26 protein-coding genes are annotated in these 21420 nt (G+C 61.5%); 21 read left to right on the top strand and 5 right to left on the bottom strand.

The features are described from left to right. Positions 1-40 precede the first annotated feature (40 nt). Entirely contained in the window at positions 41-1111 is a 1071-nt protein-coding gene (locus AB4Z23_RS04155; protein ID WP_233284935.1) for a sensor histidine kinase, read from the bottom strand. A gap of 177 nt (positions 1112-1288) precedes the next feature. Between AB4Z23_RS04155 and AB4Z23_RS04160 the strand changes: the two genes are divergently transcribed. Then, positions 1289-2749, top strand: a complete 1461-nt coding sequence (locus AB4Z23_RS04160) for a protein adenylyltransferase SelO (protein WP_113291521.1) — start codon at positions 1289-1291, stop codon at positions 2747-2749. Positions 2750-2886: 137 nt separating this feature from the next. On the opposite strand, the gene AB4Z23_RS04165 is transcribed toward AB4Z23_RS04160, so the two are convergent. Beyond that, positions 2887-3987: a saccharopine dehydrogenase family protein gene (locus AB4Z23_RS04165; protein WP_003512083.1), complete on the bottom strand. Its 1101-nt coding sequence runs from the start codon at positions 3985-3987 to the stop codon at positions 2887-2889. 147 nt (positions 3988-4134) lie between these two features. On the opposite strand from AB4Z23_RS04165, the gene AB4Z23_RS04170 reads away from it, so the two are divergent. Continuing rightward, entirely contained in the window at positions 4135-4566 is a 432-nt protein-coding gene (locus tag AB4Z23_RS04170; protein ID WP_003512084.1) for an Lrp/AsnC family transcriptional regulator, read from the top strand. 104 nt (positions 4567-4670) lie between these two features. Here the strand turns inward: AB4Z23_RS04170 and AB4Z23_RS04175 are convergent, their stop codons facing one another. Beyond that, positions 4671-5042, bottom strand: a complete 372-nt coding sequence (locus AB4Z23_RS04175) for a winged helix-turn-helix transcriptional regulator (RefSeq protein WP_019564087.1) — start codon at positions 5040-5042, stop codon at positions 4671-4673. Positions 5043-5184: 142 nt separating this feature from the next. On the opposite strand from AB4Z23_RS04175, the gene AB4Z23_RS04180 reads away from it, so the two are divergent. After that, on the top strand, positions 5185-6024 hold the full coding sequence (locus AB4Z23_RS04180; RefSeq protein WP_111789364.1) for an SDR family oxidoreductase: 840 nt from the start codon (positions 5185-5187) through the stop codon (positions 6022-6024). 26 nt (positions 6025-6050) lie between these two features. Here the strand turns inward: AB4Z23_RS04180 and AB4Z23_RS04185 are convergent, their stop codons facing one another. Beyond that, on the bottom strand, positions 6051-7691 hold the full coding sequence (locus tag AB4Z23_RS04185) for an alpha/beta hydrolase (RefSeq protein ID WP_421477970.1): 1641 nt from the start codon (positions 7689-7691) through the stop codon (positions 6051-6053). Between the two features lie 253 nt (positions 7692-7944). On the opposite strand from AB4Z23_RS04185, the gene AB4Z23_RS04190 reads away from it, so the two are divergent. The 11 genes from AB4Z23_RS04190 to AB4Z23_RS04240 all read left to right on the top strand — a co-directional run bounded on the left by AB4Z23_RS04190 (position 7945) and on the right by AB4Z23_RS04240 (position 16396). After that, entirely contained in the window at positions 7945-8472 is a 528-nt protein-coding gene (locus AB4Z23_RS04190; protein ID WP_421477953.1) for a hypothetical protein, read from the top strand. Next, positions 8469-9728, top strand: a complete 1260-nt coding sequence (locus AB4Z23_RS04195; protein WP_441360003.1) for a DNA-packaging protein — start codon at positions 8469-8471, stop codon at positions 9726-9728. Before AB4Z23_RS04190 ends, AB4Z23_RS04195 begins: the two co-directional genes overlap by 4 nt. Positions 9729-10178: 450 nt before the next feature. Next, a complete protein-coding gene (locus tag AB4Z23_RS04200) occupies positions 10179-10817 on the top strand; it encodes a hypothetical protein (RefSeq protein WP_421477971.1) in 639 nt (212 codons plus the stop codon). Between the two features lie 43 nt (positions 10818-10860). Continuing rightward, positions 10861-11184: a Dabb family protein gene (locus tag AB4Z23_RS04205; RefSeq protein WP_003512096.1), complete on the top strand. Its 324-nt coding sequence runs from the start codon at positions 10861-10863 to the stop codon at positions 11182-11184. A 186-nt stretch (positions 11185-11370) separates the two neighbouring features. Beyond that, positions 11371-12537 carry a phage portal protein gene (locus AB4Z23_RS04210; protein WP_421477955.1) on the top strand — a complete coding sequence of 389 codons (1167 nt, stop codon included), beginning with the start codon at positions 11371-11373 and terminating at the stop codon, positions 12535-12537. A 187-nt stretch (positions 12538-12724) separates the two neighbouring features. Beyond that, positions 12725-13045 (top strand): DUF6107 family protein, encoded by a 321-nt coding sequence (locus AB4Z23_RS04215; protein ID WP_003512100.1) that lies wholly within the window; start codon positions 12725-12727, stop codon positions 13043-13045. Positions 13046-13086: 41 nt separating this feature from the next. Then, positions 13087-13677, top strand: a complete 591-nt coding sequence (locus AB4Z23_RS04220; protein WP_065661221.1) for an HK97 family phage prohead protease — start codon at positions 13087-13089, stop codon at positions 13675-13677. Positions 13678-13714: 37 nt separating this feature from the next. Then, positions 13715-14983, top strand: a complete 1269-nt coding sequence (locus tag AB4Z23_RS04225; RefSeq protein ID WP_065661220.1) for a phage major capsid protein — start codon at positions 13715-13717, stop codon at positions 14981-14983. Positions 14984-15095: 112 nt separating this feature from the next. Next, positions 15096-15665 carry a head-tail connector protein gene (locus tag AB4Z23_RS04230; protein ID WP_421477956.1) on the top strand — a complete coding sequence of 190 codons (570 nt, stop codon included), beginning with the start codon at positions 15096-15098 and terminating at the stop codon, positions 15663-15665. Between the two features lie 3 nt (positions 15666-15668). Then, positions 15669-16004 (top strand): phage head closure protein, encoded by a 336-nt coding sequence (locus AB4Z23_RS04235; RefSeq protein ID WP_065658132.1) that lies wholly within the window; start codon positions 15669-15671, stop codon positions 16002-16004. Then, on the top strand, positions 16001-16396 hold the full coding sequence (locus tag AB4Z23_RS04240) for a DUF3168 domain-containing protein (RefSeq protein WP_441360004.1): 396 nt from the start codon (positions 16001-16003) through the stop codon (positions 16394-16396). The genes AB4Z23_RS04235 and AB4Z23_RS04240 overlap by 4 nt, the downstream gene beginning before the upstream one ends. 7 nt (positions 16397-16403) lie before the next feature. Here AB4Z23_RS04240 and AB4Z23_RS04245 read toward each other — a convergent pair whose 3' ends face one another. Continuing rightward, a complete protein-coding gene (locus AB4Z23_RS04245) occupies positions 16404-17603 on the bottom strand; it encodes an MFS transporter (RefSeq protein ID WP_162731165.1) in 1200 nt (399 codons plus the stop codon). Positions 17604-17710: 107 nt separating this feature from the next. Between AB4Z23_RS04245 and AB4Z23_RS04250 the strand changes: the two genes are divergently transcribed. The 7 genes from AB4Z23_RS04250 (at position 17711) to AB4Z23_RS04280 (ending at position 21414) form a co-directional block, all read left to right on the top strand. After that, positions 17711-18118 (top strand): phage major tail protein, TP901-1 family, encoded by a 408-nt coding sequence (locus AB4Z23_RS04250; protein WP_003512111.1) that lies wholly within the window; start codon positions 17711-17713, stop codon positions 18116-18118. Beyond that, positions 18118-18474, top strand: a complete 357-nt coding sequence (locus AB4Z23_RS04255) for a gene transfer agent family protein (RefSeq protein WP_421477957.1) — start codon at positions 18118-18120, stop codon at positions 18472-18474. The genes AB4Z23_RS04250 and AB4Z23_RS04255 overlap by 1 nt, the downstream gene beginning before the upstream one ends. Continuing rightward, positions 18471-18692, top strand: coding sequence for a rcc01693 family protein (locus tag AB4Z23_RS04260; RefSeq protein ID WP_013635743.1), 222 nt, complete (start codon positions 18471-18473; stop codon positions 18690-18692). The genes AB4Z23_RS04255 and AB4Z23_RS04260 overlap by 4 nt, the downstream gene beginning before the upstream one ends. Before the next feature lie 97 nt (positions 18693-18789). Beyond that, on the top strand, positions 18790-19371 hold the full coding sequence (locus AB4Z23_RS04265; protein WP_111789360.1) for a phage tail tape measure protein: 582 nt from the start codon (positions 18790-18792) through the stop codon (positions 19369-19371). Positions 19372-19463: 92 nt separating this feature from the next. Continuing rightward, a complete protein-coding gene (locus tag AB4Z23_RS04270; protein WP_421477958.1) occupies positions 19464-20102 on the top strand; it encodes a phage distal tail protein, Rcc01695 family in 639 nt (212 codons plus the stop codon). After that, on the top strand, positions 20099-20983 hold the full coding sequence (locus AB4Z23_RS04275; RefSeq protein WP_441360005.1) for a DUF2163 domain-containing protein: 885 nt from the start codon (positions 20099-20101) through the stop codon (positions 20981-20983). Before AB4Z23_RS04270 ends, AB4Z23_RS04275 begins: the two co-directional genes overlap by 4 nt. Then, positions 20980-21414: a C40 family peptidase gene (locus AB4Z23_RS04280; protein WP_421477960.1), complete on the top strand. Its 435-nt coding sequence runs from the start codon at positions 20980-20982 to the stop codon at positions 21412-21414. The genes AB4Z23_RS04275 and AB4Z23_RS04280 overlap by 4 nt, the downstream gene beginning before the upstream one ends. The last annotated feature ends 6 nt before the right edge of the window (positions 21415-21420 follow it).

The following is a 21420-nucleotide window of genomic DNA, read 5'->3' on the forward strand; positions in this document are numbered from 1 at the left end:
CTTTGGTTCAGGAAACGCAACGAATGGGACGAAAGAAAGTTCAACCGCCAGAGGTTTCGCCGTCGCCAGCCTCGTATTTGCCATCCAGCTCGAACAGCAGCCCGTCTGGATGATAGAAGGTGCGGCCTTCGCCGGAGAAGTAAGCCGCAACGATCTGGTTGGTCAGCCGCGAGCCGAAACCCGTACGCGTCGGCGTCCTGACCGCAGGTCCGTCCGTCTCGCGCCAGCGCAGTTCGAAGCGGTCATCCTCGTCCAGCGTCCAAAAGATTTCGATTTTGCCGCTCTCGTTGGAAAGTGCGCCATATTTCATCGCGTTGGTGGCCAGTTCATAAATGGCCAGAGACAGGCCCAGCGCCTGTTGCGGCGCGATTTCCATGTCCGGTCCGGAAATCGTTACGCGCGCCTTGTCGTCGAGATGCGGATAAACGGACTCGCGGACAAGCGCGGAGATGCTGGCACCCTTTCCCGAAGCATGAATGAGGTTCTGGGCGTTGCCGAGTGCGGCGATACGTCTTTTGATGGTGTCGCGCGCATCCTCAAGCGTCTGCGAATGGCGCAGGGTGGCGCTGACGACCGCCGTGGTGATCGCCATCGTATTCTTGACCCGGTGGACGAGTTCGCGCCGCAGAAGATCCTCCCGGCTGCGGCCCTGCACCGCTCCGGTCGTGTCGACGGCTATGTCTATCAGCCCTGCGATCTTGCCCTGGTCGTCGTAAAGCGGGCTGTATGAAAAGGTCCAGTAGGTGTCTTCGGGGTAGCCGTTGCGGTCCATGACGAGATGCATGTCCTCGGCGAACGTGCCCTTGCCGGAGAGTGCCTGATCAACGAAGGGTTTCACATCGTTCCAGACATCGGACCAGATGATGTGAAACGGCTTGCCGAGCGCACCCTCTTCCTTCAGCCCAAGAAACGGGCGGTAGGCGTCGTTGTAGACGATGTTGAGGTCAGGCCCCCAGAACAGACAGATTGCATGGCCTTGCTTGAGGATCATCTGCACGGTGGTTTTGAGTGATACCGGCCATGTCTCTATCGGCCCCGTGCTTGTCGACGCCCAGTCGAAGCGGCGGATGGCCTCGCCCATTTCACTGTCGTCATAGGGGAACTCTGGCACGAATTTATCCTGCTTGCATTGCGGCTCATTCATTGGATGTTTGTATGTTCAAATATACCTGTAGTTCAAATTGATTTTTCCAAACTCCGCTGCGGCTTCCCGTAATTGTGGCTATTCACCCCTCGCAACCGGGCGGAAAAAGAGCCATATCAGGTAAAAGCAGGGAGTTTACCCGTGATCACATTCGACAATTCCTATGCCCGCCTGCCGGAAAGGTTCAGCGCCGCCGTCTTGCCAACGCCGGTGAAGGCGCCACGCCTCATCGCCTTCAATCGCGCGCTGGCAGACGAGCTTCTTCTCGACGTCTCAGGCCTCGACGACGACAGGCTGGCGGCGATCTTTTCCGGCAATGTGGTACCGCAAGGGGCCGAGCCGCTGGCGATGGCCTATGCCGGCCACCAGTTCGGCGGTTTCGTGCCGCAGCTCGGCGATGGTCGTGCCATTCTTCTCGGTGAAGTCATCGACAAACACGGCAAACGTCGGGATATCCAGCTGAAGGGCTCCGGCCCGACGCCGTTTTCGCGAAGGGGCGACGGGCGCGCGGCGCTCGGCCCGGTGCTACGCGAATATATCGTCTCCGAGGCAATGTTCGCGCTCGGCGTTCCCGCGACAAGGGCGCTCGCCGCCGTCCTGTCCGGTGACAGGGTGCAGCGCGAGGTGGGTCTGCCGGGCGGGGTTTTCACCCGTGTTGCGGCAAGCCATATCAGGGTCGGCACCTTCCAGTTCTTCGCCGCGCGCGAGGATGATGAGGGGATCAGAAATCTTGCGGATCATGTGATTGACCGCCACTATCCCGAAGTGAAAAACGCGGACAATCCCTATCTCGCCCTGTTGCAGGGCATCGCCCAGAGGCAGTGCGAACTCATCGCCCGCTGGATGATGGTTGGCTTCATCCACGGCGTGATGAATACCGACAATATGGCGATCTCCGGCGAGACGATAGACTTCGGTCCATGCGCCTTCCTTGACGAATACAATTCTAACAAGGTGTTCTCCTCCATCGACGCACAGGGGCGCTACGCCTTCAACAATCAGCCGGGCATCGCCCAATGGAACATTGCAAGGCTGGCGGAATGCCTGTTGCCGCTGCTTGACCCTCAAGTGGAGAAAGCAGCCGAACTCGCAAACGCCGTGCTCGCTGATTTCGCCGCCGCGTTTCCCAAGCGCTGGCTTGCCGGCATGCGCGAAAAGCTTGGGCTGACGGGCGAAGAGGAGGGCGATATCGAGCTGGTGCAGGCGCTTCTTTCGCTGATGCAGGCATCGGAAGCCGATTATACGCTGACCTTCCGGCGTCTTTCTCACGCGGTAGAGGGCGATGCCGAGCCGTTTCGCGGCATGTTCATCGATATCGCGGCGGCGGATGCATGGCTGGCGCGCTGGCGGGAGCGGGCCGGGCGGGAAGAAGTTTCTGCCTCCGAGAGGTCGCGGGCGATGCTCGCCGTCAACCCGGCCATCATTCCCCGCAACCACCGCATCGAGGAACTGATCGAGGCGGCGGTGGAAGACGGCGATTTCGAACCGTTCCACGCCATGCTGGCGGCGATTGCCACGCCATTTGAGGAACGGCCGGACAATTTCGTCTACATGCAGCCGCCGATGAGCGATGAGAAGGTGTTTCGGACCTTTTGCGGGACGTGATTTGGGAGAGGCATTCCGCCGCTCGTCGTCATGCTCGGGCCTGCCCCGAGCATCTGCGACCTATCGATTTCGTGAGACGTTAGATCCTCGGGACAAGCCCGAGGATGACAGTGTCGGGGCCGATTGCTCCCCTTAACTCACCCAACCCGGGCCAGCGGCTCATGCGCGCCGTAATATCTTCCAAACCGGTTTTCCAGGAATTTCGGCAGGGCCACTTCTTCCTGCCGGACAAATCCCTTCTGCGGCAGGGCGCCTTCCGCAAGCAGGTCGAGAACCGTGCAGATACCGGCTGCGGTGGTGATCTGGATTGCGCTCATCATCCGGCCGGAAACGGGGCCGGCATAGACCTTGTTGGCATAGGTTTCCTGCAGGAACCGGCCGTTGCGGGTGCCGCAGACGGTAACGAAGACAATGACCACGTCCTGCATGGTGCCGGGCAGGGCGTTTTCGAACAGGTCCTTCAGCACATCGCGGCGGTTGCGCAGGTTGAGGTCGTTCAAAAGCGCCTTCATGATCGCGACATGGCCGGGATAACGGATGGTGCGGTAATTCATCGTCCGCACCTTGCCTTCCAGCGTCGCACATAGCGTGCCGAGGCCGCCCGAGGTATTGAAGGCCTCATAAGTCACGCCGTCGAGCGAGAACTCTTCGCGCTCTTCCAGCGCCGGAACGGCGGTGAGGCGGCCTTCGACGATGGCTTCGCAGGGCTCGATATACTCGTTGATCAGCCCGTCCGTGCTCCAGGTAAGGTTGTAGTTGAGCGCATTGGACGGATATTGCGGCAGCGCGCCGACACGCATGCGCACGCTGTCCAGCTTGTCGAACCGGGCGGCAAGATCTGCGGCGACGATGGAAATGAACCCGGGGGCAAGGCCGCATTGGGGAATGAGCGCGGTCTCAGCCGTTTCCGCCAGTGCCTTGACCTTGCGGGTGGATTCGACGTCTTCAGTCAGATCGAGATAATGCGTGCCGACTGTAACCGCAGCTTCCGCAATGCCCGCCGTCAGGTGGAAGGGGGCAGCGGAAAGCACGGCGAACTTGCCTTTCAACAGCGCTTCCAGCGCCGGACGGTCGCCAATGTCGACGATTTCAGTGTCGACACGCTCATGCGCCGGCACATTCGTCAGCTGGTCTGCCGAGCGATCGGCAACCGTGATGCGATAATCGCCGGTGACAGCCAGCATCCAGGCGATGGCTGAACCGATATTGCCCGCGCCGATGACGACGATGTTTTTCATGTTTTTGTTCCCCGCAGTAAATTTATATGCCTCTGCGCACCTGATGCGCTTCATAGACAGAATGCCAGCTTTTTTGGACGATTCGCAGCTTCACTATGTGCGAATAGCGGGTTAATAATGGACAATTAGACGACAGGATTGGTCATTATGACGATTGCCGACAAGGACCGGGCGCTGCTCGCCCTGCTTTCCGAAAACGCCCGCATGCCGGTGGCGGAACTGGCCCGCAAACTCGGCCTTTCGCGCACCACCGTGCAGGCTCGCATCGAGCGGCTCGAGGCCGAAGGGGTGATCGCCGGTTATGGCCTGAGACTTTCGGAAAGCTATCTTTCCGGGCTGGTGCGCGCCCATGTGCTGATCACCATCGGGCCAAAGGCGCTGCCTGGCGTGACGGCGGCGCTCACCGCCATCAAGGAGGTGACAACGCTGCATTCGGTTAGCGGCACTTTCGACCTGATCGCCATTCTGGCAGCACCTTCCATTCTCGACCTTGACCGGTTGATCGACAGGATCGGCGCGCTGGACGGCGTGGAACGCACGCTATCGTCGATCATTCTTTCCACGCGGATTTCGCGGTAGGCGTTGGAGGGTTTGGCAGGCGAAAGGCGGACGAGTGCGCGCAATGCTCTCGTCCCCCCTCATTCCTTTGACAAGCACAGAAATCAGGAAGGTGGGGGCTTGCCTTACCCTAACCCACCCCTCTCGTCATAAGCCTTCTGCGCCGCCAGCACCGCGTCCATATTGCCCTCCGCCCAGTGGGCCAGTGCCGCAACCGTGTCGGTCAGCGTGCGCCCGAGCGGCGTCAGGGAATATTCGACCGTGACCGGCACCGTCGGAAAGGCCTGCCGCGAAATCAGGCCGTCGCGCTCGAGCTTTTTCAGCGTCTGAGACAGAACCTTCTGCGAAATGCCCTTGATTTCCCGCCGCAGCAGGTTGAAGCGCACCGCGTCCACCCGCAGCTTGTCGAGGATCAGCAGCGCCCATTTGTCAGCGATCCTGTCCAGCACCATGCGTGTGGGGCAGCGATCCTCGTAAACGTCATAGACATGTTCCATCGTCTCATCCCGCTCTGAAAAGCCCGGGTCGGTTTCCTTGAGGATACCAGATAACCGGAAAGTGCTCTCTTTTCCTGATTTCGAATACACAGTACGTATGTTTTCGAAACATGGTTTCTACTAGATACTACGGAGATTTGAGATGACTGGCAAGATACTCGTAATCGGCTCCACCGGCACCATCGGCACGCCGCTGGTAAAGGCGCTTCTGGCCAAGGGCGAAAGCGTGAAAGCGGCCTCGCGCACCGGCAAGGCAGCCGAAGGCGCGGAAGGGGTGCGCTTCGATTATACCGACGCCTCGACCTACACGGATGCCTTCGATGGCGTCGATCGTCTGTTTCTGATCCTGGCTGGCGGGCGTCTGGATGCAATCGACGCGCTGACGCCGGTTGTCGAGGAAGCTGCCCGCCGCAATGTGAAGATCGTGTTCCTCAGCGTCTTCGGCGTCGATGCCGACGATTCCATTCCCTATCGCCAAGTGGAACTGAAGATCATCGCTTCCGGCGCGCCTTACGTCATTCTGCGCCCCAACTGGTTTGCCGATAATTTCCACACCTACTGGAAGGCCGGCATCGAACACGGCCAGATCGCCGTTCCGGCAGGCGAAGGCAAGTCGAGCTTCATCGACGTGCGCGATATCGCCGACAGTGCAGCGGCAGCGCTGACCTCGACGGCTTTCGACAATAAGGCGTTCAACCTGACCGGGCCGAAGGCTTTGAGTTACGGCGAGGCGGCCACGATCATCTCGCAGGCCATCGGCAAGCCGGTCGGCTATAGCGCGGTTTCGGACGATGTTTTCATCGGCATTCTGACCGGCGCTGGCGTTCCGAAGGATTACGCCGCCTTCCTCGCGTCGATCTTCTATCCGGTGCGCGAAGGCTGGACGTCGGCGGTCACCGGTGATGTCGAGACTTTGACCGGCCACGCACCGCGCTCGCTGGAAACCTATGTGGCCGACCATGTGGCCGCGCTGAAGGACTGACGCTCATAAACGACACGCCCGTCGCGTCACGCCGGATCGGTGGAGCCGCGGCGGGCCTTGAACAACATCTTCAGCCGCTGGATATCATCCGCATTCCAGCCCTGCGGTGCGGTTACCTGCATCCACGCATCGATATAGTGCTCCGGCGCATAGACATGGCCGTAACCGATCGGCGCCGTGGTGGCGGCGGCAACATCAAGTCCGAGCTGCAGCAGGGTCACGACCGGGAACCAGCGGAAGGATGTGGAGACGTCAGGGCCGTGATGAACCATCCATTGCGGTCGCCGGTAAAGCGATGCGGCCTCGAAGAAGGTGATCGGGTCGCTGGCATATTGCAGATAGACGATGCGCATCGGGCCCCACTTCGCATCAGGCATATGCGCGGTGGTATATTGGTTGGCGAAGCGGATGACCGAGGAATCGCGGAAACGCGGCAGCCATTCCGGCGTACCCGCCACGCGCCCATTGGTGGCCATGCGCCATGTGGGGCTGGAAAAGGGCGGACCGCTCCACAGGGCACCCTGGAACGGGTCGGAGAGCACATCGTAAAGATCGGATGATTTCTGCGAGTTCAGCGAACCGAGGCTCAGCCCGTGCAGATAGAGTTTCGGGCGCATCTCCTTCGGCAGGGTGGTCCAGTAACCGTAGACGGCCTGAAACAGCGCGCGCGCCGTTTCCACACCGTAATCCGGTTCGGTCAGAAGCGCGATCCAGCTGGAAAGATAGGAATATTGCACGGCAACGCTGGCGATATCGCCGTCATGCAGATATTCGACCGTATCAAGCGCTTCCGGATCGATCCAGCCGGTGCCGGTGGGAATGACGACCAGCAACACCTTGCGCTCGAACCCGCCAACCCGCTTCAGCTCCTCCAGCGCAAGTGCTGCCCTTTCCTCGGGCGTTGCCGCAGAATTCAGGCCTGCATAGACCCTGAGCGGTTCCTTGGCCGGGCGGTGGGTGAAGGCGGAAATCTCCTGTGCCTCCGGCCCGCCGGCCACGAATTCGCGGCCTCTGCGGCCAAGCGATTCCCATGTCATCAGGGAAGCGCTGCTGCCGGTTTTGAGCGCATCGGAAGGGCGCGGTACATCCGGCTCGATCAGCGCATCCACCTGTTTCAGCGAGGAATCGGCAAACTTCAGGCCGATATCGAAGATCAGACCGTTCAGCAGCATCCATGACAGCACGATGGCGGCGGCTATACCGAGCACATTGGCGAGGCGGCGCGGCAGGAAGTGACGGCTGCGCACCGAGAAGAATCGCCGGATGAGCTGGAAAAGCCGTCCAGCGCCGATGAGGAGGGCGGAGACCAGCACCGCAACGCCGCCGGTCTTGGTGGGATGGGCGCTGGGCAACGGATCGAGCTCCATCAGGATACGGATGGAATTCTGCCAGTCTTTCGCCTGCCAAAGAAACGCGATCGCCGTTATCGCGCTGGCAAGGGCGATGAGAAAGCGGATGCTGCGCCGGTTATGGCGCGAGGGGTGGGGCAATTCCAGATAGGTCCATATGGCGGTGAGCGCCACGCCGATCAGGTAACCGATGGCAAAGGAAAATCCGCACAGCACACCCTGCATCAGCCATGTGCGCGGCAGAAGAGACGGCGTGAGCGAAGCGCAGAACAGAATAGTGCCAAAGACGATGCCGGTTGCCGAAAGACCCGCAAACAACCGCCCAACCCATTGTTTCAACAACTTGACTTGCCCCTTTTTCCCGCCGTCTGGCACGAGTGTAGTATGCGGCGGGCGAGGGTGCAAACCCTGTTCGCAGGATAAAAATCACAAGTATAGGAAAATAATCCTTTACAGCGTGACGATGGTTTGATAGGTTTAGGTCACAGTCGGAGATTTGCGGCTGAGCGGCAAAGGTCGGTTTAACCGATGCTTTTTCCGCGACACGTCATTTCTCTCGCAGGTCCACCTCATGGCAAATATCCTCAATTGCGATCTGGCGCTCCACGGCGTCTGGCAGGAAAGCTGCGCCTATGGCGGCGAGGGCAGGCTGGAGGCCGCACCCGAGATAAAATCGCGGGCCGACAAGCTGGCTGCCGAAGATGCGGCGCGCAATGGCAATCTGCGGCAATTGCTGAACGAGCTGACGGTGGAGATGCGCGAACAGTTCTGCATGTACCGCAACCTGCGGCAGACAAGCGAAGCGGCATTTTTATCAACGGTGGAGGATGCTTCGGGCAAACAGGCGCGCGCCGACGTGAAGGCCGCAACGGATCAGCTTTCGCTGATTGTGCGCACACTGGAACGGATCGATGCCCTGCAACGGGTGCTGGCAGAAGAGAGGCAAGCTCTTGCCGGCGAGGACGAAGCCGATACCGAAGATTACGAAATGGCGGTGGCGCATTTCCTCAAACGCATCGACGAACTGGCGGAACAGAAATGCCGCGCGAGGCTGGAGGCAGATCTGGCTCGTAGTGCATCTACAGAAGCAGACACATGACGGATGTTTCGAGCGAACCCCAACTGCAAAAGCAGGTCTTCACCCTTCTGCGCGACTGGCGTTTCATCGGTAACCTGCCGCAACAGCCGCCTGAGGGTGACTGGCGGACGTGGCTTCTGATCGGCGGGCGAGGATCCGGCAAGACCCGCGCCGGGGCCGAATGGGTGCACAGGATTGCGTCCGCCGGCAAGCAATCTGATCTGCGCATCGCGCTTGTTGCGGAAACCCTGGGGGATGCCCGTGAGGTGATGATCGACGGCATTTCCGGCATCTACCGTATCGCCCGCCGTTGCCGCCCCGCCTTCGAGGTATCGCGCCGCCGGCTCATCTGGCCAAACGGGGCCATGGCGCAGGTGTTTTCCTCGGAAGACCCAGAAAGCCTGCGCGGCCCGCAATTTCACATGGCTTGGGCCGATGAACTTGGAAAATGGAAATATCCGCAGGAAACCTGGGACATGCTGCAATTTGGCCTGCGTCTTGGTGAGGCCCCACGGCAATTGGTGACGACGACGCCACGGCCCATTCCCCTCCTGAAGGCGCTTCTCGCCGACCCTTCGAGCCGGGTGGCCAAAATGCCGACGGCGATGAATGCGCAAAATCTCTCACCGGGTTTCCTGAAAGCCATGCACGACCGTTACGGCGGTACGCGGCTGGGGCGTCAGGAAATCGGCGGCGAACTGATTGATGAGCGCGAAGGCGCGCTGTGGAAACGTGCCGATCTGGAAGCAATTGTGGAAACCGACCATGAGTCGCTGGCGCGGATCGTGGTCGCGGTAGACCCGCCCGCCGGTATCGGTGAAAATTCCTGCTGCGGCATCGTGGCGGCCGGGCTTGGCATATCAGGCAAGTTGGTCGTGCTTGCGGATTGTTCGGTGGAAGGTGAAACACCGGGCGGCTGGGCGCGGGCCGTTGTCGCCGCCGTTCGCCGTCATGAGGGCGACCGGGTGGTTGCGGAAGTCAATCAGGGCGGCGAGATGGTGCGGGCAATGTTGCAGAGCATAGACGCCAATCTGCCGCTGACCCTGGTGCGGGCAAGCCGGGGCAAGTTCACCCGCGCCGAGCCGGTGGCGGCACTCTACGAACAGGGCAGGGTACGCCACGCCGCACGGTTTGAAAAACTAACCGACCAGATGGCGGATTTCGGACCCGACGGTCTTTCATCCGGACGCTCGCCCGACCGGCTCGATGCGCTGGTTTGGGCAATAACGGCGTTGACGACGACTGTGGCGAGTGAGCCGAGGGTGCGAGGGATGTGATGTCCGCGATTATTGGCCCCATGAATGAGAGCCAATTGCCTATCTAGCCGATGCATATTGGTTCTTCTCCCCGGCGGGGAGAAGAAATCCGGGTCGCCGTTAACGCCCAAAATCGGACGTCTGGCAGATCCTACTTCTTCGGAGACTGCGCGGGTTTCGGCTGAGAACCGGTTTCGCGCATCTGGCGCCACTCGTTTTCGAGCCGGTCATAAACGGTCTGGGGGATTGTCGCTGTCATGGTGGCATTCCTCCTTGAATGGTCAACGCTGCGGAAGTGCGCGGTGAATGGAGTTAGCGCGCTAAGGTTCCGCAACTCAAGGAATTTTTTACCTCAAAACCCCGGTCAGCGGATTAAAATCGATTAGGATTTTTTCAAATCGATTTAGTTCTGACGGCCGTCATGTGGAAAAAACAAAGGGTGATATCGCCCACGATTTTCAGGAGCCGGCTGTGGCCTATGACGAGGCGCGATTCTTCGCGTCGGTGCGAATTTCCATCTACGGTGGTCGCCTGCGAGCTACACAGCTTGACGGGACGAAGGCGATCCTGGCCGGCTTCGGCAAGGCCCTGCCGGGCGGTGATCCCCGCTGGCTCGCCTACATGCTGGCCACCACTTTTCACGAGACGGCTGCGACCATGCAGCCGGTGCGCGAGACATTGGCGGCAAACGATGCCGAGGCGATCGCAAGGCTGGACCGGGCCTTTGCGGCAGGCAGGCTGCCCATGGTGCGCAAACCCTATTGGCGGCCAGACGCCGACGGCAGAAGCTGGCTCGGGCGCGGTTTCGTGCAACTGACGCATCGCCGCAATTACGAGGCCATGTCGCAGCTGACCGGTGTGGACCTTCTGGAGCGTCCCGAGCGCGCCATGGAACCGGATGTGGCAACCGCGATCCTGATCCACGGCATGATAGCCGGCAGCTTTACCGGCCGGAAACTTGCCGATGTCTTCGAGGGCAAGCGTGAGGATTGGGAGGGTGCGCGCGCCATCATCAATGGCCGCGACCGGGCGCGGCCTGTCGGGGACTACGGCCGGGCATTTCATCGCGCACTTTTGGCGGCGCGGATTGAACCGGCGCGGGGCAGATGATAACCCGTTAGCAAGCGCCGCAAGGGCCATATTCGAATTTTGCATGACAGGTGACACCGTGATCCGCCATATCGTTTTTTTCACCGTTCCCGAGGAAAACCGCGACGCCGTGCGCAAGGGGCTCTCCGGCCTCACCGCCATACCGCATTCGCTGAAGCTCGAAATCGGCGAGAATGTGAAGAAGGACCAATGGGGCAATTCGGTCGATTTCATCGTTTATGGCGAGTTCGAAAACGAGGCGGCGCTCGCGGCCTACAAAGCCGACCCCGCTTATGATCTTTCGACGCGTACGGTGAAGCCGCTGCGCGAGACGCGGGTTGCCGCTGATTTCAACAGCGATACGGCAGTGAAAGCGCCAATCCGGTAAGTTTCGTCAAGACTCGGGCCCTCCACCCTCATTCCTGTGCTTGTCACAGGAATCCAGCCGACGCGCGTCTGCGCGGCGAAAAGAGTGCTTTCAGTCCAAAGACTTGGGCTGGCTGAATCCCTGTGACGAGCACAGGGATGAGGGCCTGGCGGGAAACTGAGCCCGCATTAAAACAAGGACAATTCCATGCGATTTCCGTTTTCCCTGCCGTGGCGGCGCCCGGCGGATGGCAGAGCCGTGCCTGAACGCAAGACAGCGGCGGGCGGCTTCATGGCGGTTGCGGCGCAGGGTGGGCAGGCATTCTGGTCCGGCCGCTCCTATGCCGCACTCGCCCGCGAGGGCTTCATGAAAAACCCGGTAGCGCACCGCGCCGCCCGCATGGTGGCAGAAGCCTCCGCATCAGTGAGCTGGCTGCTTTACGATGGCGATGAGGAGATCGGCGATCATTCGCTGCTCGCACTTCTAGGTAAGCCGAGCGCTCATATGGGCGGGCCGGACTTTTTCGAGACGCTGTATGGCCATCTGATGTTGGCTGGCAACGCCTATATCGAACCGCTAGTGGTCGGCGAACGACTGCGCGAGCTGCATCTTCTACGGCCGGACCGGGTGAGCATCATCGAAGGCGCGGATGGCTGGCCCGTGGGTTACGATTATCGTGCCGAGGGCCGCGCCATCAGGCGCATTGCCGCTGAACGTGACGGGCTGGGGCTGCTGCACCTGAAGCTTTTTCATCCGCTGGACGATCGGGCCGGGTTCGCTCCCCTTGCTTCGGCGGGCGCGGCTCTCGATCTCCACAATGCCGCAAGCCAGTGGAACAAACGTCTGCTCGACAATTCCGCTCGCCCTTCCGGTGCGCTGGTCTATCAGCCGAAGGAGGGGGGCAATCTCTCCACCGAGCAATATGAGCGGCTGAAGCGCGAGCTGGAGGAAGGTTATCAGGGCGCGATGAATGCAGGCCGACCGCTTCTTCTGGAAGGCGGTCTCGACTGGAAGGCCATGGGGCTTTCGCCGCGCGATATGGATTTTCTGGAAGCACGCAACGGTGCGGCACGCGACATCGCGCTTGCACTCGGCGTACCGCCGATGCTGATCGGCATTCCCGGCGACAATACCTATGCCAATTACCAGGAGGCAAACCGCGCTTTTTATCGTCTCACCGTGCTGCCGCTCGTCAACCGCACGGCGGCACGGCTCTGCGGCTGGCTGTCGCCGATTTTCGGCTCCGGGCTGCGGCTGGAACCGGATCTTGACAGGATCGCCGGTCTTGCCGGTGAGCGGGACGCCCTGTGGACAAGGATCGGCGCAGCATCGTTTTTGACCGACGAGGAAAAGCGGGAGGCGGTGGGGTATTAGCCTCCGTGCTTGAGCCACCGGGCTGCGTCTTCGACCAATTTCTGAACCAGCGGAATCGTTTTGTGAGGTTAGCCGTTCAAGCGATTCTGAAGACTCGCGAAATGGCGTTTTGAAACTGCACACCCGACCTGCGGGCGACGCGGCGCGTCTGTCCGATTTTTCACATCCTAAACCGGAATGATTACCCATGTCTGAATTCGCCAATGAAGGCGGCATCTGGGCCGCCCGCATCACCGGTGCCGTCGCAGGCGCGGGTGTGTCGCTCGTCTACCTCCTGCCGAAAAGCAAACGCGAGGCGGCGAGCCGTTTCGTGACCGGCGTCTCCTGCGGCATGATCTTCGGCGGCCCCGTGGGCCTGTGGATCGTGCAGCAACTCGAGATTGCCGGCGCGCTTTCCGGCCGGGAAATCATGGTGGCGGGCTCCGCCGCTGCCAGCATGGTGGCCTGGTGGGGGCTTGGCCTGCTGGTGCGCGTGGCCGACCGTTACAACGCCCGTCCGCGCGCTTAGCCTCCACGCGGCACCCCATTTTCACATCGCAGGAGTTTCCCATGCACGTCTATCGCGGGCCGCGCCCCGCCACGCGCAAATTCGCAAATCTGGAACTGCGCGGCATAGCTGGCGACGGCACGTTTTCCGGTTATGCCAGCGTCTTCGGCGAGGTCGATCTCGGCCGCGACGTGATCGAGCGCGGCGCTTTCCGCCGCTCCATCGAGGAACGCGGTGCGGGCGGTATCCGGATGCTCTACCAGCACGATCCGGCCGAGCCGATCGGCGCATGGCGCACCATCCGCGAGGATGAGCGCGGGCTTTACGTGGAAGGTGTTCTCGCCCCCGGCGTCGCCCGTTCGCGCGAGGTCCATTCGCTGATGAAGACAGGCGCGCTGGACGGGCTTTCGATCGGTTTTCGCACGGTACGTTCCAGCAAGGAGGGGCGCTCCGGCAAGGCGGCACGCTCTGGCGTCAGGCGCATTCTGGAGGCCGATCTCTGGGAAATCTCTGTGGTGACCTTTCCGATGCTGCCGTCCGCGCGGGTATCGGATGTCAAACACGCCCGCTTCTTCCGCGACCGCGAAACCGAGCTGGTGCGCACCATGCGCCGCGCGGCGCGTTCGCTTTTCGACACAGCCTTCAAACGCTGACTTCCTCCCAAACACTTCCGAAAACAAGGATGGCGACATGACAGACCAGATGACAAAACCGGCCGCAATGACGGTTGCGCCGCAGGTGAAGGCCGTGCCCGATACGATGACGGCGGCCTTCGACGAGTTCATGGAGGCCTTCGAGGCCTTCCGCGACACCAACGACCAGCGGCTTTCCGATATCGAACGCAAGATGGGGTCCGACGTCGTGACCCGCGACAAGCTCGACCGCATCGACAAGGCGCTCGATGACAACCGCAAGATCATGGACGATCTGGCGCTCAAGAAAGCGCGCCCGGCGCTCGGCCGCAAGCAGGCGCATTCCCTCGATACGGATGAGCACAAGGCCGCCTTCGAAGCCTATATCCGCCGGGGTGAGGAGGGCGCGCTGCGCGATCTGGAGGCCAAGGCCTTTGCCGGATCGACAGGCGTCGATGGTGGTTATCTGCTGCCCACCGAAACGGATGGCGAGATCGGCCGCCGCATGACGGCGATTTCACCGATCCGGTCGCTGGCGACCGTGCGGCAGGTTTCCACTGCCGTGCTGAAGAAGCCGTTTTCGCCGGGCGGATTTGCCACCGGCTGGGTCTCTGAAACGGCGGCTCGCCCCGAGACGACGACACCGAAGCTCTCCGAACTTTCCTTCCCGACCATGGAACTCTACGCCATGCCTGCCGCAACCCAGGGGTTGCTGGATGATGCGGCCGTGGATATCGAGGCCTGGATCGCCTCGGAAGTGGACATTGCCTTTGCAGAACAGGAGGCAGCGGCGTTCATTGCCGGCGACGGCACCAACAAACCGAAGGGTTTCCTCTCCTATACGGCCGTCGCCAATGACAGCTGGAGCTGGGGCAATATCGGTTATGTCGCCACCGGTGTTGCGGGTGGCTTCGCCTCCGCGGGGCCAATGGATGTGCTGCTGGATGCCGTCTATGGACTGAAGGCAGGCCACCGCCAGAACGGCAACTTCGTGATGAACCGCAAGACGCAAGGCGCGCTGCGCCGCTTCAAGGATACCAGCGGCGCCTATCTCTGGCATCCGCCCGCTGCCGCCGGGCAGCCCGCCTCGCTGATGGGCTTTCCCGTGATGGAGGCCGAAGACATGCCGAATGTCGCGGCAAACAGCTTCGCCATCGCTTTCGGTGATTTCCGCGCCGGTTACCTCGTGGTGGACCGCACCGGCGTGCGCATCCTGCGCGATCCCTATTCGGCAAAACCCTATGTGCTGTTCTACACCACCAAGCGCGTGGGCGGCGGCGTTCAGAACTTCGAGGCGATCAAGCTGGTGAAGTTCGGGGTGAATTGACCACAATCTTCCCCGTCACCCCGGACCAAGTCGGGGGTGACGGCGTGCGGATGCTACATTTTCGCCAAACGCTTTCGGCCGAAATTCTTTCTGTCCCATACCCGGAGACCCCATGACCTATGCCCTCATTCATCCGCCGCAGGCGGAGCCGCTGACGCTTGCCGAGGTGAAGGCGCATTTGCGTCTCGACGGCGGCGACGAGGATGCGCTGCTGGCTGCGCTGATCCGTACCGCCCGCGAGCATCTGGAACGTACGACAGGACTTTGCCTGATACGCCAGACCTGGCGGCTCTATCTCGACCGGTGGCCGCCGAGTGGCATGATTCTGATTGGTAAGGGACCGGTGCAAACCATCGAAACGATTCTGGTTTTTGACGGTCAAGGGCGCGCGGCCGACATCACAGCCGCCGACAGATTGCTTGACGGCGAGGCGCGCCCGGCACGGCTGTGGCTGCGCGACCCGCCAGCACCCGGACGGGTGATGAACGGCATCGAGATCGACTTCATTGCCGGTTACGGTGAGGCGGGAACCGATGTGCCCGATACGCTGAAACGCGCCATGCTGATGCATGTGGCCCAGATGTTCGCCTTCCGCGGTGCCGTTGCTCCGGAAAATCAACCCGCAGCGGTTCCGGCCGGTTACGAGCGGCTGGTGTCGCCGTTCTGCCGTGTTGGGCTCTGAGCCATGAACCTCGTTTTTCTCGACCCCGGCAAGCTTACGGCGCGGTTGGAGCTTGAGGTGCGCAGTGAGGTACCGGACGGGCAGGGTGGGGCCGCGGAAAGCTGGAGTTTCCTGCGTTCGCTCTGGGCTGCCATCGAACCTGTTTCGAATGCCTCGCATGAGCGGGCCTCGGCTGAGGGCGTAACAATCACCCACCGCGTCTGGCTGGTCTGGCGCAGCGACATTGCCGCCGGCATGCGCTTTCGCAAGGGACGGCGCATTCTGGCGATCCGAGCCGTGATGGATCCGGACGAGACCCGCCGTTTCATCGTCTGCCGCTGTGAGGAGGAAAGCCCGTGAATGCCGCAAATGTGCTTCTACAGGCGATTTTCGCAAGACTTTCCGGCGACGCTGCTCTGATGGCGCTTATCCCCGGCGGTATCGTCGACCGGCTTTTGCCGCGCGCCATCCTGCCCTTGATCGTTATCGGCGAACTTGAAAGCCGCGATTACTCGACGGCGACGGAAAAGGCCGAAGAACATTTTCTGTCGCTGTACATCTGGAGCGATGCCAATGGCCGCAGGTGCGCGGGTGAGATTGCCGGGCGGGTGAAAACCCTGCTCGACGATGCCGCCCTTCCGCTTGTCGGTATCTCGCTCGTCAATCTGCAGCTTCTCTCGAGCCGTTCGCGGCGCGAGCCGAAGACACGGAACTTCCTCGCAGAAATGCGTTTCAGGGCGCTAACGGAATAGGGTCGGTTCAGGAATTCTGTTTGCGCACGGTGCGCCAAAGCACGATCAGCAGCAGAAACGAAATGCTGATCAGCACGGCGGCGATGGTAAGCATGGCCGCCACCCCGCCGCGATCCAGCGCCAGCGTGAAAATGACGGGCGCCACGGCAATCGCAAGGTTCTGCGGCAGGGAGATACGCGCGGCCTGAAGGCCATATTGTTCCGGTGAAAATACTGCGAGCGGCAACACCGCGCGACTGACGGTGAGCACGCCCGCGCCAAAGCCGAAGAAAATGATGAAGCCGATGAAAGCGGGCATGGCCGGGGCAAAAACGAGCAATAGCACGAAGGATGCGAGCAGCATACCTAAGCCGATCATGCAGGTGACGAAAGGATTGCCGTGTTTTCCAAGCAGAAAATCCAACCCGCGCGCCATGATCGCAAGCACGCTGCGCACGGCTGCCAGTTGCACGGCGAGCGATTGCGATGCGCCGGCATGGACCAGCAGCAAAGGCAGGAGCGGCGAAAAGCCAAAGGCTGTGAAGGCGCTAAGCGTCGTCATTGCCGCCAGAAGCAGAAAGGCGCGCCGCGTATCGACAGGCGATGTCGAGACCGCAGCGCCTTTCGACGTGCCTGGAGTATTGCTCGTCCTTCGTCCGGGAAGGACAAAAACATAGAGTGGCAGAAGCACGAATATTTGCAGACAGGCATATACCAAAAGGGTGCCGCGCCAACCCAGGTGCTGATCTGCGACGGTGGTGACGGGCAGGAAAACCGCTGCCGAAAGTCCGGTAAACACCATCAGAAGCGTCAGCGACCGGCCACTTTCCGCGCCGACACGTTCCACCACAGCCGTATGGGCCGCCGTCGTCAGGCCGCAGGTCGCGGCCAGACCCATCACGACCCAGCCGAGGACGTAGCTGATCACGCCGCCCGCAAAGGCGAGCACGACAAAACCCGCCGTGAACAGCAACGAACCCGCCACAAGAACAGGGGCGGCACCACGGCGCACCAGCGTTCTTCCCAGAAGCGGGCCGCAGAGGGCGCTGATCGTCATCATGACGGTGAGACCGGCAAAAACGACCTCGTTTGCGATGGCCAGTTCCTGTCCGATGCGTGGCCCCAGTATGGCCAGCATGTCGAAACCGGTGCCCCAGCTGACGACCTGCCCAACCGCAAGCACGCCGATAAGGCGCGCGCGAGACGTGAAGGGGGTGGCATCAGACATGATGAAAATCGCGGGTGCGAGATGCGGGAATGCTTTTGGTAGCAGGCCAGTTGCGACCCGGCAACATCAAACGAGACGACATCAATCGAAACGAGAGGGAGAACACCATGGTGGCGCAGAAGGGCAAGGACCTGCTGCTGAAGTTCAACAACGCCGGCTCCTATGTAACCGTGGCGGGGCTCAGAACCAAGCGTCTGGCCTTCAACGCGCAGGCGGTCGATATTACCGACGGCGAAAGCGCCGGGCGCTGGCGCGAGCTTCTGGCCGGCGCCGGCGTGCAGCGGGCATCGCTGACGGCGTCGGGCATCTTCAAGGATCAGGCAAGCGATGCGCTGGTGCGTGGCGCATTTTTCGCCGGCTCCATTCCGGGCTGGCAGATCGTCATTCCTGACTTTGGCACGATCACCGGGCCGTTCCAGATCGTCGCGCTCGAATATTCCGGTCGCCACGATGGCGAAGTGCAATTCGAGACTGCGCTGGAATCGGCCGGTTTCCTTAATTTCGGAGCACTGTGATGCCGCAAGGGTTACGTTACGGGCGGGCGAACCGCCATCGCGGCGAGATCGAGGCGCTGATCGATGGCGAAAGGCGCGTTCTTTGCCTGACGCTCGGCGCTCTCGCCGAACTCGAAACCGCCTTTCAGGCCGATGATCTCACCGCGCTCGCCGAACGTTTCGTAGCAGGACGTATGAAGGCGACCGATATGATACGGGTAATCGGCGCAGGTCTGCGCGGCGCGGGCAACGTGTTTTCCGATGAGGACGTGGCCGCAGCCACGGTGGAAGGCGGCCTTGCCGGCCACGCCGCCATCGTCGCCGATCTCCTGACAGCCACCTTTGCCGGTTCGAGGGGCACACCGCCGGACCCTTGAGTGCCGCGGCAGGTGAGGTGGGCGATCTGACGCCGCGTCCTTTTCCCTGGGAGGCGGTAATACACACCGGTTTCCACCTGCTGCGGCTTTCCTCCGAAACCTTCTGGCGGCTGACGCCAAGGGAGTTCTTTGCCATGACCGGCGGCATCCGCCCCGCTTTCCACACCCTCGACCGCCCGGCGATGGATGCGATGATGCGGCGGTTTCCGGATGGGTGAGTGTGGTTTGCTATTTTGGGGGACGTGCATCTTTCGTGAAAACGACCAGGCAATTCAAACATCTACGGCTCCGTTTTGAATCAGAAAGGCAAGCGTGATTGCAGGCGAAGTATCGATTGCGGACAGTCGCGAGGAAGCGGAAGCGCTCTCGGAGGTGATGGGTGATCTCGAACGGCGTTCCGAGCGGTTCGGGGCGGCGTTGACTTCTGCCATGCAGGCCGCGGTGACGGGCGGCAAGGGGTTGGATGACGTGTTGCGCGGGCTTGGCGAACGGCTCTCCGGCATTGCGCTTTCCGCCGGGCTGAAGCCGCTTGAGAACATGATCGGCAATGCCGTGGGCGGGCTTTTGAATGGCGGCGGTTCGCTGTTTGCCTTTGCCGATGGCGGGGCGCCGGGACGCAGTATCACGCCCTTTGCCGATGGCGGTGTGGTCGCAAGCCCGGCCTTCTTCCCGATGGGCGGCGGGCTTGGCCTGATGGGCGAAGCGGGTGCCGAGGCGATCCTGCCGCTGAAGCGTGGTTCGGATGGGGCGCTCGGTGTTGCCGCACCGGCGGGTGGCGGCGGCGCGCAGATCGTTTTCAATGTGACGGCGTCGGATGCGGCGAGCTTCAGAAAAAGTGAAGGCCAGATCGCCGCCATGCTGGCGCGCAGCGTCGGGCGTGGCCAGCGCGGCCTGTGACGGATTGAACCTCCTCCCTGCACGACCTCTGTGTCGAGCGTGATCCTTCCAGCTTTCCCAGACCACCAAAAAACGAATCCAGGAACAACGACATGGCGGCATTTCATGAAGTGCGGTTTCCGCTGAGGCTGGCACTTGGCGTAAGCGGCGGGCCGGTAAGGAGAACCGATATCGTCAACCTTTCCAATGGGCGGGAGAACCGCAACCAGCGTTGGAAGAATGCCAGACGCGCCTATGACGCAGGATCGGGCATTCGCTCCGTTGCCGATCTTTACGAGGTGCTGTCCTTTTTCGAGGCGCGGCGCGGTGAACTCCATGGCTTTCGGTTTCGCGACCCGGTGGATTTCAAATCATGTCCGCCGGGCCAGACACCTGCTGCAAGCGACCAGAAGATTGGCACCGGTGACGGCACGACGACGGCTTTTCAGCTGGTGAAGACCTATGCCGATGCGGGCGGTTCTTTCACCCGGCGGGTGGAGAAGCCGGTCGAGGCTTCGGTCATCATCTCAGTCGATGGGGTGAAAGCCGTCTTGTCGGATTTTTCGGTCGACCATGCGACCGGTACGGTGACGTTTCGCGCCGATAAGGCGCCGCCTGCCGGTGCCGCAATCCGGGCCGGTTTCGAATTCGACGTGCCGGTGCGATTTGCAATAGACCGCATCGACGTGAACCTCACCGTCTTCGAGGCGGGCCGCATTCCCTCCATTCCATTGATGGAAATCCTGCCATGAAGACCATTCCTGCCGCTTTGGCCGAACATCTGGCGGGCGAGGCCACGACCACCTGCCATTGCTGGAAAGTGACGCTGAAGGACGGCGAGGTCATCGGTTTTACCGACCATGACGAGACCCTTTCCTTCGCCGGTACCGCCTATCTGGCCGCAAGCGGCTTTGGTGCAAGTGACAGCGACAGCGAGGCCGGACTTGGCGCGAGTGCGGGTGAAGTGACGGGCGGCTTTTCCAGTGAGGCGATTTCCGAAAGCGATCTGGCCGCCGGACGTTTCGATGGTGCGCAGGTGGCGCTCTACCTCGTCAACTGGCAGGTGCCGGAACAGCATGTGCTGCTGAACATGCGCGAAATCGGCGAGGTGACACGGGCGGGCGGGGCGTTTCGTGCCGAGCTGCGCAGCATCGCCCATCGTCTTTCCCAGCCGCAGGGCAGGGTCTATGGGCGGCGCTGCGATGCCGCCCTAGGTGATCGGCGATGCGGCGTCGATCTCAATCGATTTACCGGCACCGGCAGCGTTGCGGGCATGGACGCGGCGGGCAACCTGCTGGTAACAGGGCTGGACGCTTTCGCCGATGGTTTCTTCAGCCGGGGGAAATTGCGGTTTCTGAGCGGCCAACTTGCCGGCAAGGGTTTCGATCTCGACGGCCACGAGAAACGCGATGGCGGCACGCTTCTGTCCTTTTGGCTCGCTCCGGAGCAACCGCCGCAGCCGGGTGATGTTTTTTCCGTCATCGCCGGTTGCGACAAGAGTTTTGCGACCTGCAAGGCGAAATTCGCCAATTACCTGAACTTTCGTGGCTTTCCGCATCTGCCGGGGGCGGATTTCGCCTATTCCTACGCCAGCGGCGGCCAGACCCATGACGGCAAGGCGCTGTTTCCATGAGCAGTACCTCAGAAAAAGTGCTGGCGGTCGCGCAAGGCTGGATCGGCACGCCCTACCGGCATCAGGCGTCGTTGCAAGGCGTTGGCTGCGATTGCCTCGGCCTTGTCAGGGGCATCTGGCGCTCGCTTTACGGCGAGGAACCGGAACTGCCGCCGCCCTACACACCAGATTGGGCCGAGCGGGGCGGCGAGGACCGGCTGCTGGATGCCGCGACACGTTATTTTTCGGCGGTGCCTGATATGGAAGAGGCGATGCCGGGCGACCTGCTGCTGTTCCGCTGGCGGGCCGATGCAGCGGCGAAACATCTCGGCATTCTCGCCGGGCCACAGCATTTCATCCATGCCTATGAACAGGCGGCAGTGGTGCGCTCGGCGCTGGTGCCCGGCTGGAAGCGACGTATTGCCGGCGTCTTCCGTTTTCCCGAACCCTGACATTTT

Source organism: Agrobacterium sp. MCAB5, assembly GCF_052114365.1.
Lineage (GTDB): Bacteria > Pseudomonadota > Alphaproteobacteria > Rhizobiales > Rhizobiaceae > Agrobacterium > Agrobacterium tumefaciens.

What these genes read in the sequence shown, in the direction of transcription:
- AB4Z23_RS04165 (WP_003512083.1), bottom strand. Translation starts at nt 3,987, where the DNA reads ATGAAAAACATCGTCGTCATCGGCGCGGGCAATATCGGTTCAGCCATC.
- AB4Z23_RS04170 (WP_003512084.1), top strand. Translation starts at nt 4,135, where the DNA reads ATGACGATTGCCGACAAGGACCGGGCGCTGCTCGCCCTGCTTTCCGAA.
- AB4Z23_RS04180 (WP_111789364.1), top strand. Translation starts at nt 5,185, where the DNA reads ATGACTGGCAAGATACTCGTAATCGGCTCCACCGGCACCATCGGCACG.
- AB4Z23_RS04270 (WP_421477958.1), top strand. Translation starts at nt 19,464, where the DNA reads ATGGCGGCATTTCATGAAGTGCGGTTTCCGCTGAGGCTGGCACTTGGC.
- AB4Z23_RS04280 (WP_421477960.1), top strand. Translation starts at nt 20,980, where the DNA reads ATGAGCAGTACCTCAGAAAAAGTGCTGGCGGTCGCGCAAGGCTGGATC.
- AB4Z23_RS04215 (WP_003512100.1), top strand. Translation starts at nt 12,725, where the DNA reads ATGTCTGAATTCGCCAATGAAGGCGGCATCTGGGCCGCCCGCATCACC.
- AB4Z23_RS04245 (WP_162731165.1), bottom strand. Translation starts at nt 17,603, where the DNA reads ATGTCTGATGCCACCCCCTTCACGTCTCGCGCGCGCCTTATCGGCGTG.
- AB4Z23_RS04220 (WP_065661221.1), top strand. Translation starts at nt 13,087, where the DNA reads ATGCACGTCTATCGCGGGCCGCGCCCCGCCACGCGCAAATTCGCAAAT.
- AB4Z23_RS04210 (WP_421477955.1), top strand. Translation starts at nt 11,371, where the DNA reads ATGCGATTTCCGTTTTCCCTGCCGTGGCGGCGCCCGGCGGATGGCAGA.
- AB4Z23_RS04225 (WP_065661220.1), top strand. Translation starts at nt 13,715, where the DNA reads ATGACAGACCAGATGACAAAACCGGCCGCAATGACGGTTGCGCCGCAG.
- AB4Z23_RS04250 (WP_003512111.1), top strand. Translation starts at nt 17,711, where the DNA reads ATGGTGGCGCAGAAGGGCAAGGACCTGCTGCTGAAGTTCAACAACGCC.
- AB4Z23_RS04175 (WP_019564087.1), bottom strand. Translation starts at nt 5,042, where the DNA reads ATGGAACATGTCTATGACGTTTACGAGGATCGCTGCCCCACACGCATG.
- AB4Z23_RS04195 (WP_441360003.1), top strand. Translation starts at nt 8,469, where the DNA reads ATGACGGATGTTTCGAGCGAACCCCAACTGCAAAAGCAGGTCTTCACC.
- AB4Z23_RS04235 (WP_065658132.1), top strand. Translation starts at nt 15,669, where the DNA reads ATGAACCTCGTTTTTCTCGACCCCGGCAAGCTTACGGCGCGGTTGGAG.
- AB4Z23_RS04205 (WP_003512096.1), top strand. Translation starts at nt 10,861, where the DNA reads ATGACAGGTGACACCGTGATCCGCCATATCGTTTTTTTCACCGTTCCC.
- AB4Z23_RS04255 (WP_421477957.1), top strand. Translation starts at nt 18,118, where the DNA reads ATGCCGCAAGGGTTACGTTACGGGCGGGCGAACCGCCATCGCGGCGAG.
- AB4Z23_RS04230 (WP_421477956.1), top strand. Translation starts at nt 15,096, where the DNA reads ATGACCTATGCCCTCATTCATCCGCCGCAGGCGGAGCCGCTGACGCTT.
- AB4Z23_RS04275 (WP_441360005.1), top strand. Translation starts at nt 20,099, where the DNA reads ATGAAGACCATTCCTGCCGCTTTGGCCGAACATCTGGCGGGCGAGGCC.
- AB4Z23_RS04190 (WP_421477953.1), top strand. Translation starts at nt 7,945, where the DNA reads ATGGCAAATATCCTCAATTGCGATCTGGCGCTCCACGGCGTCTGGCAG.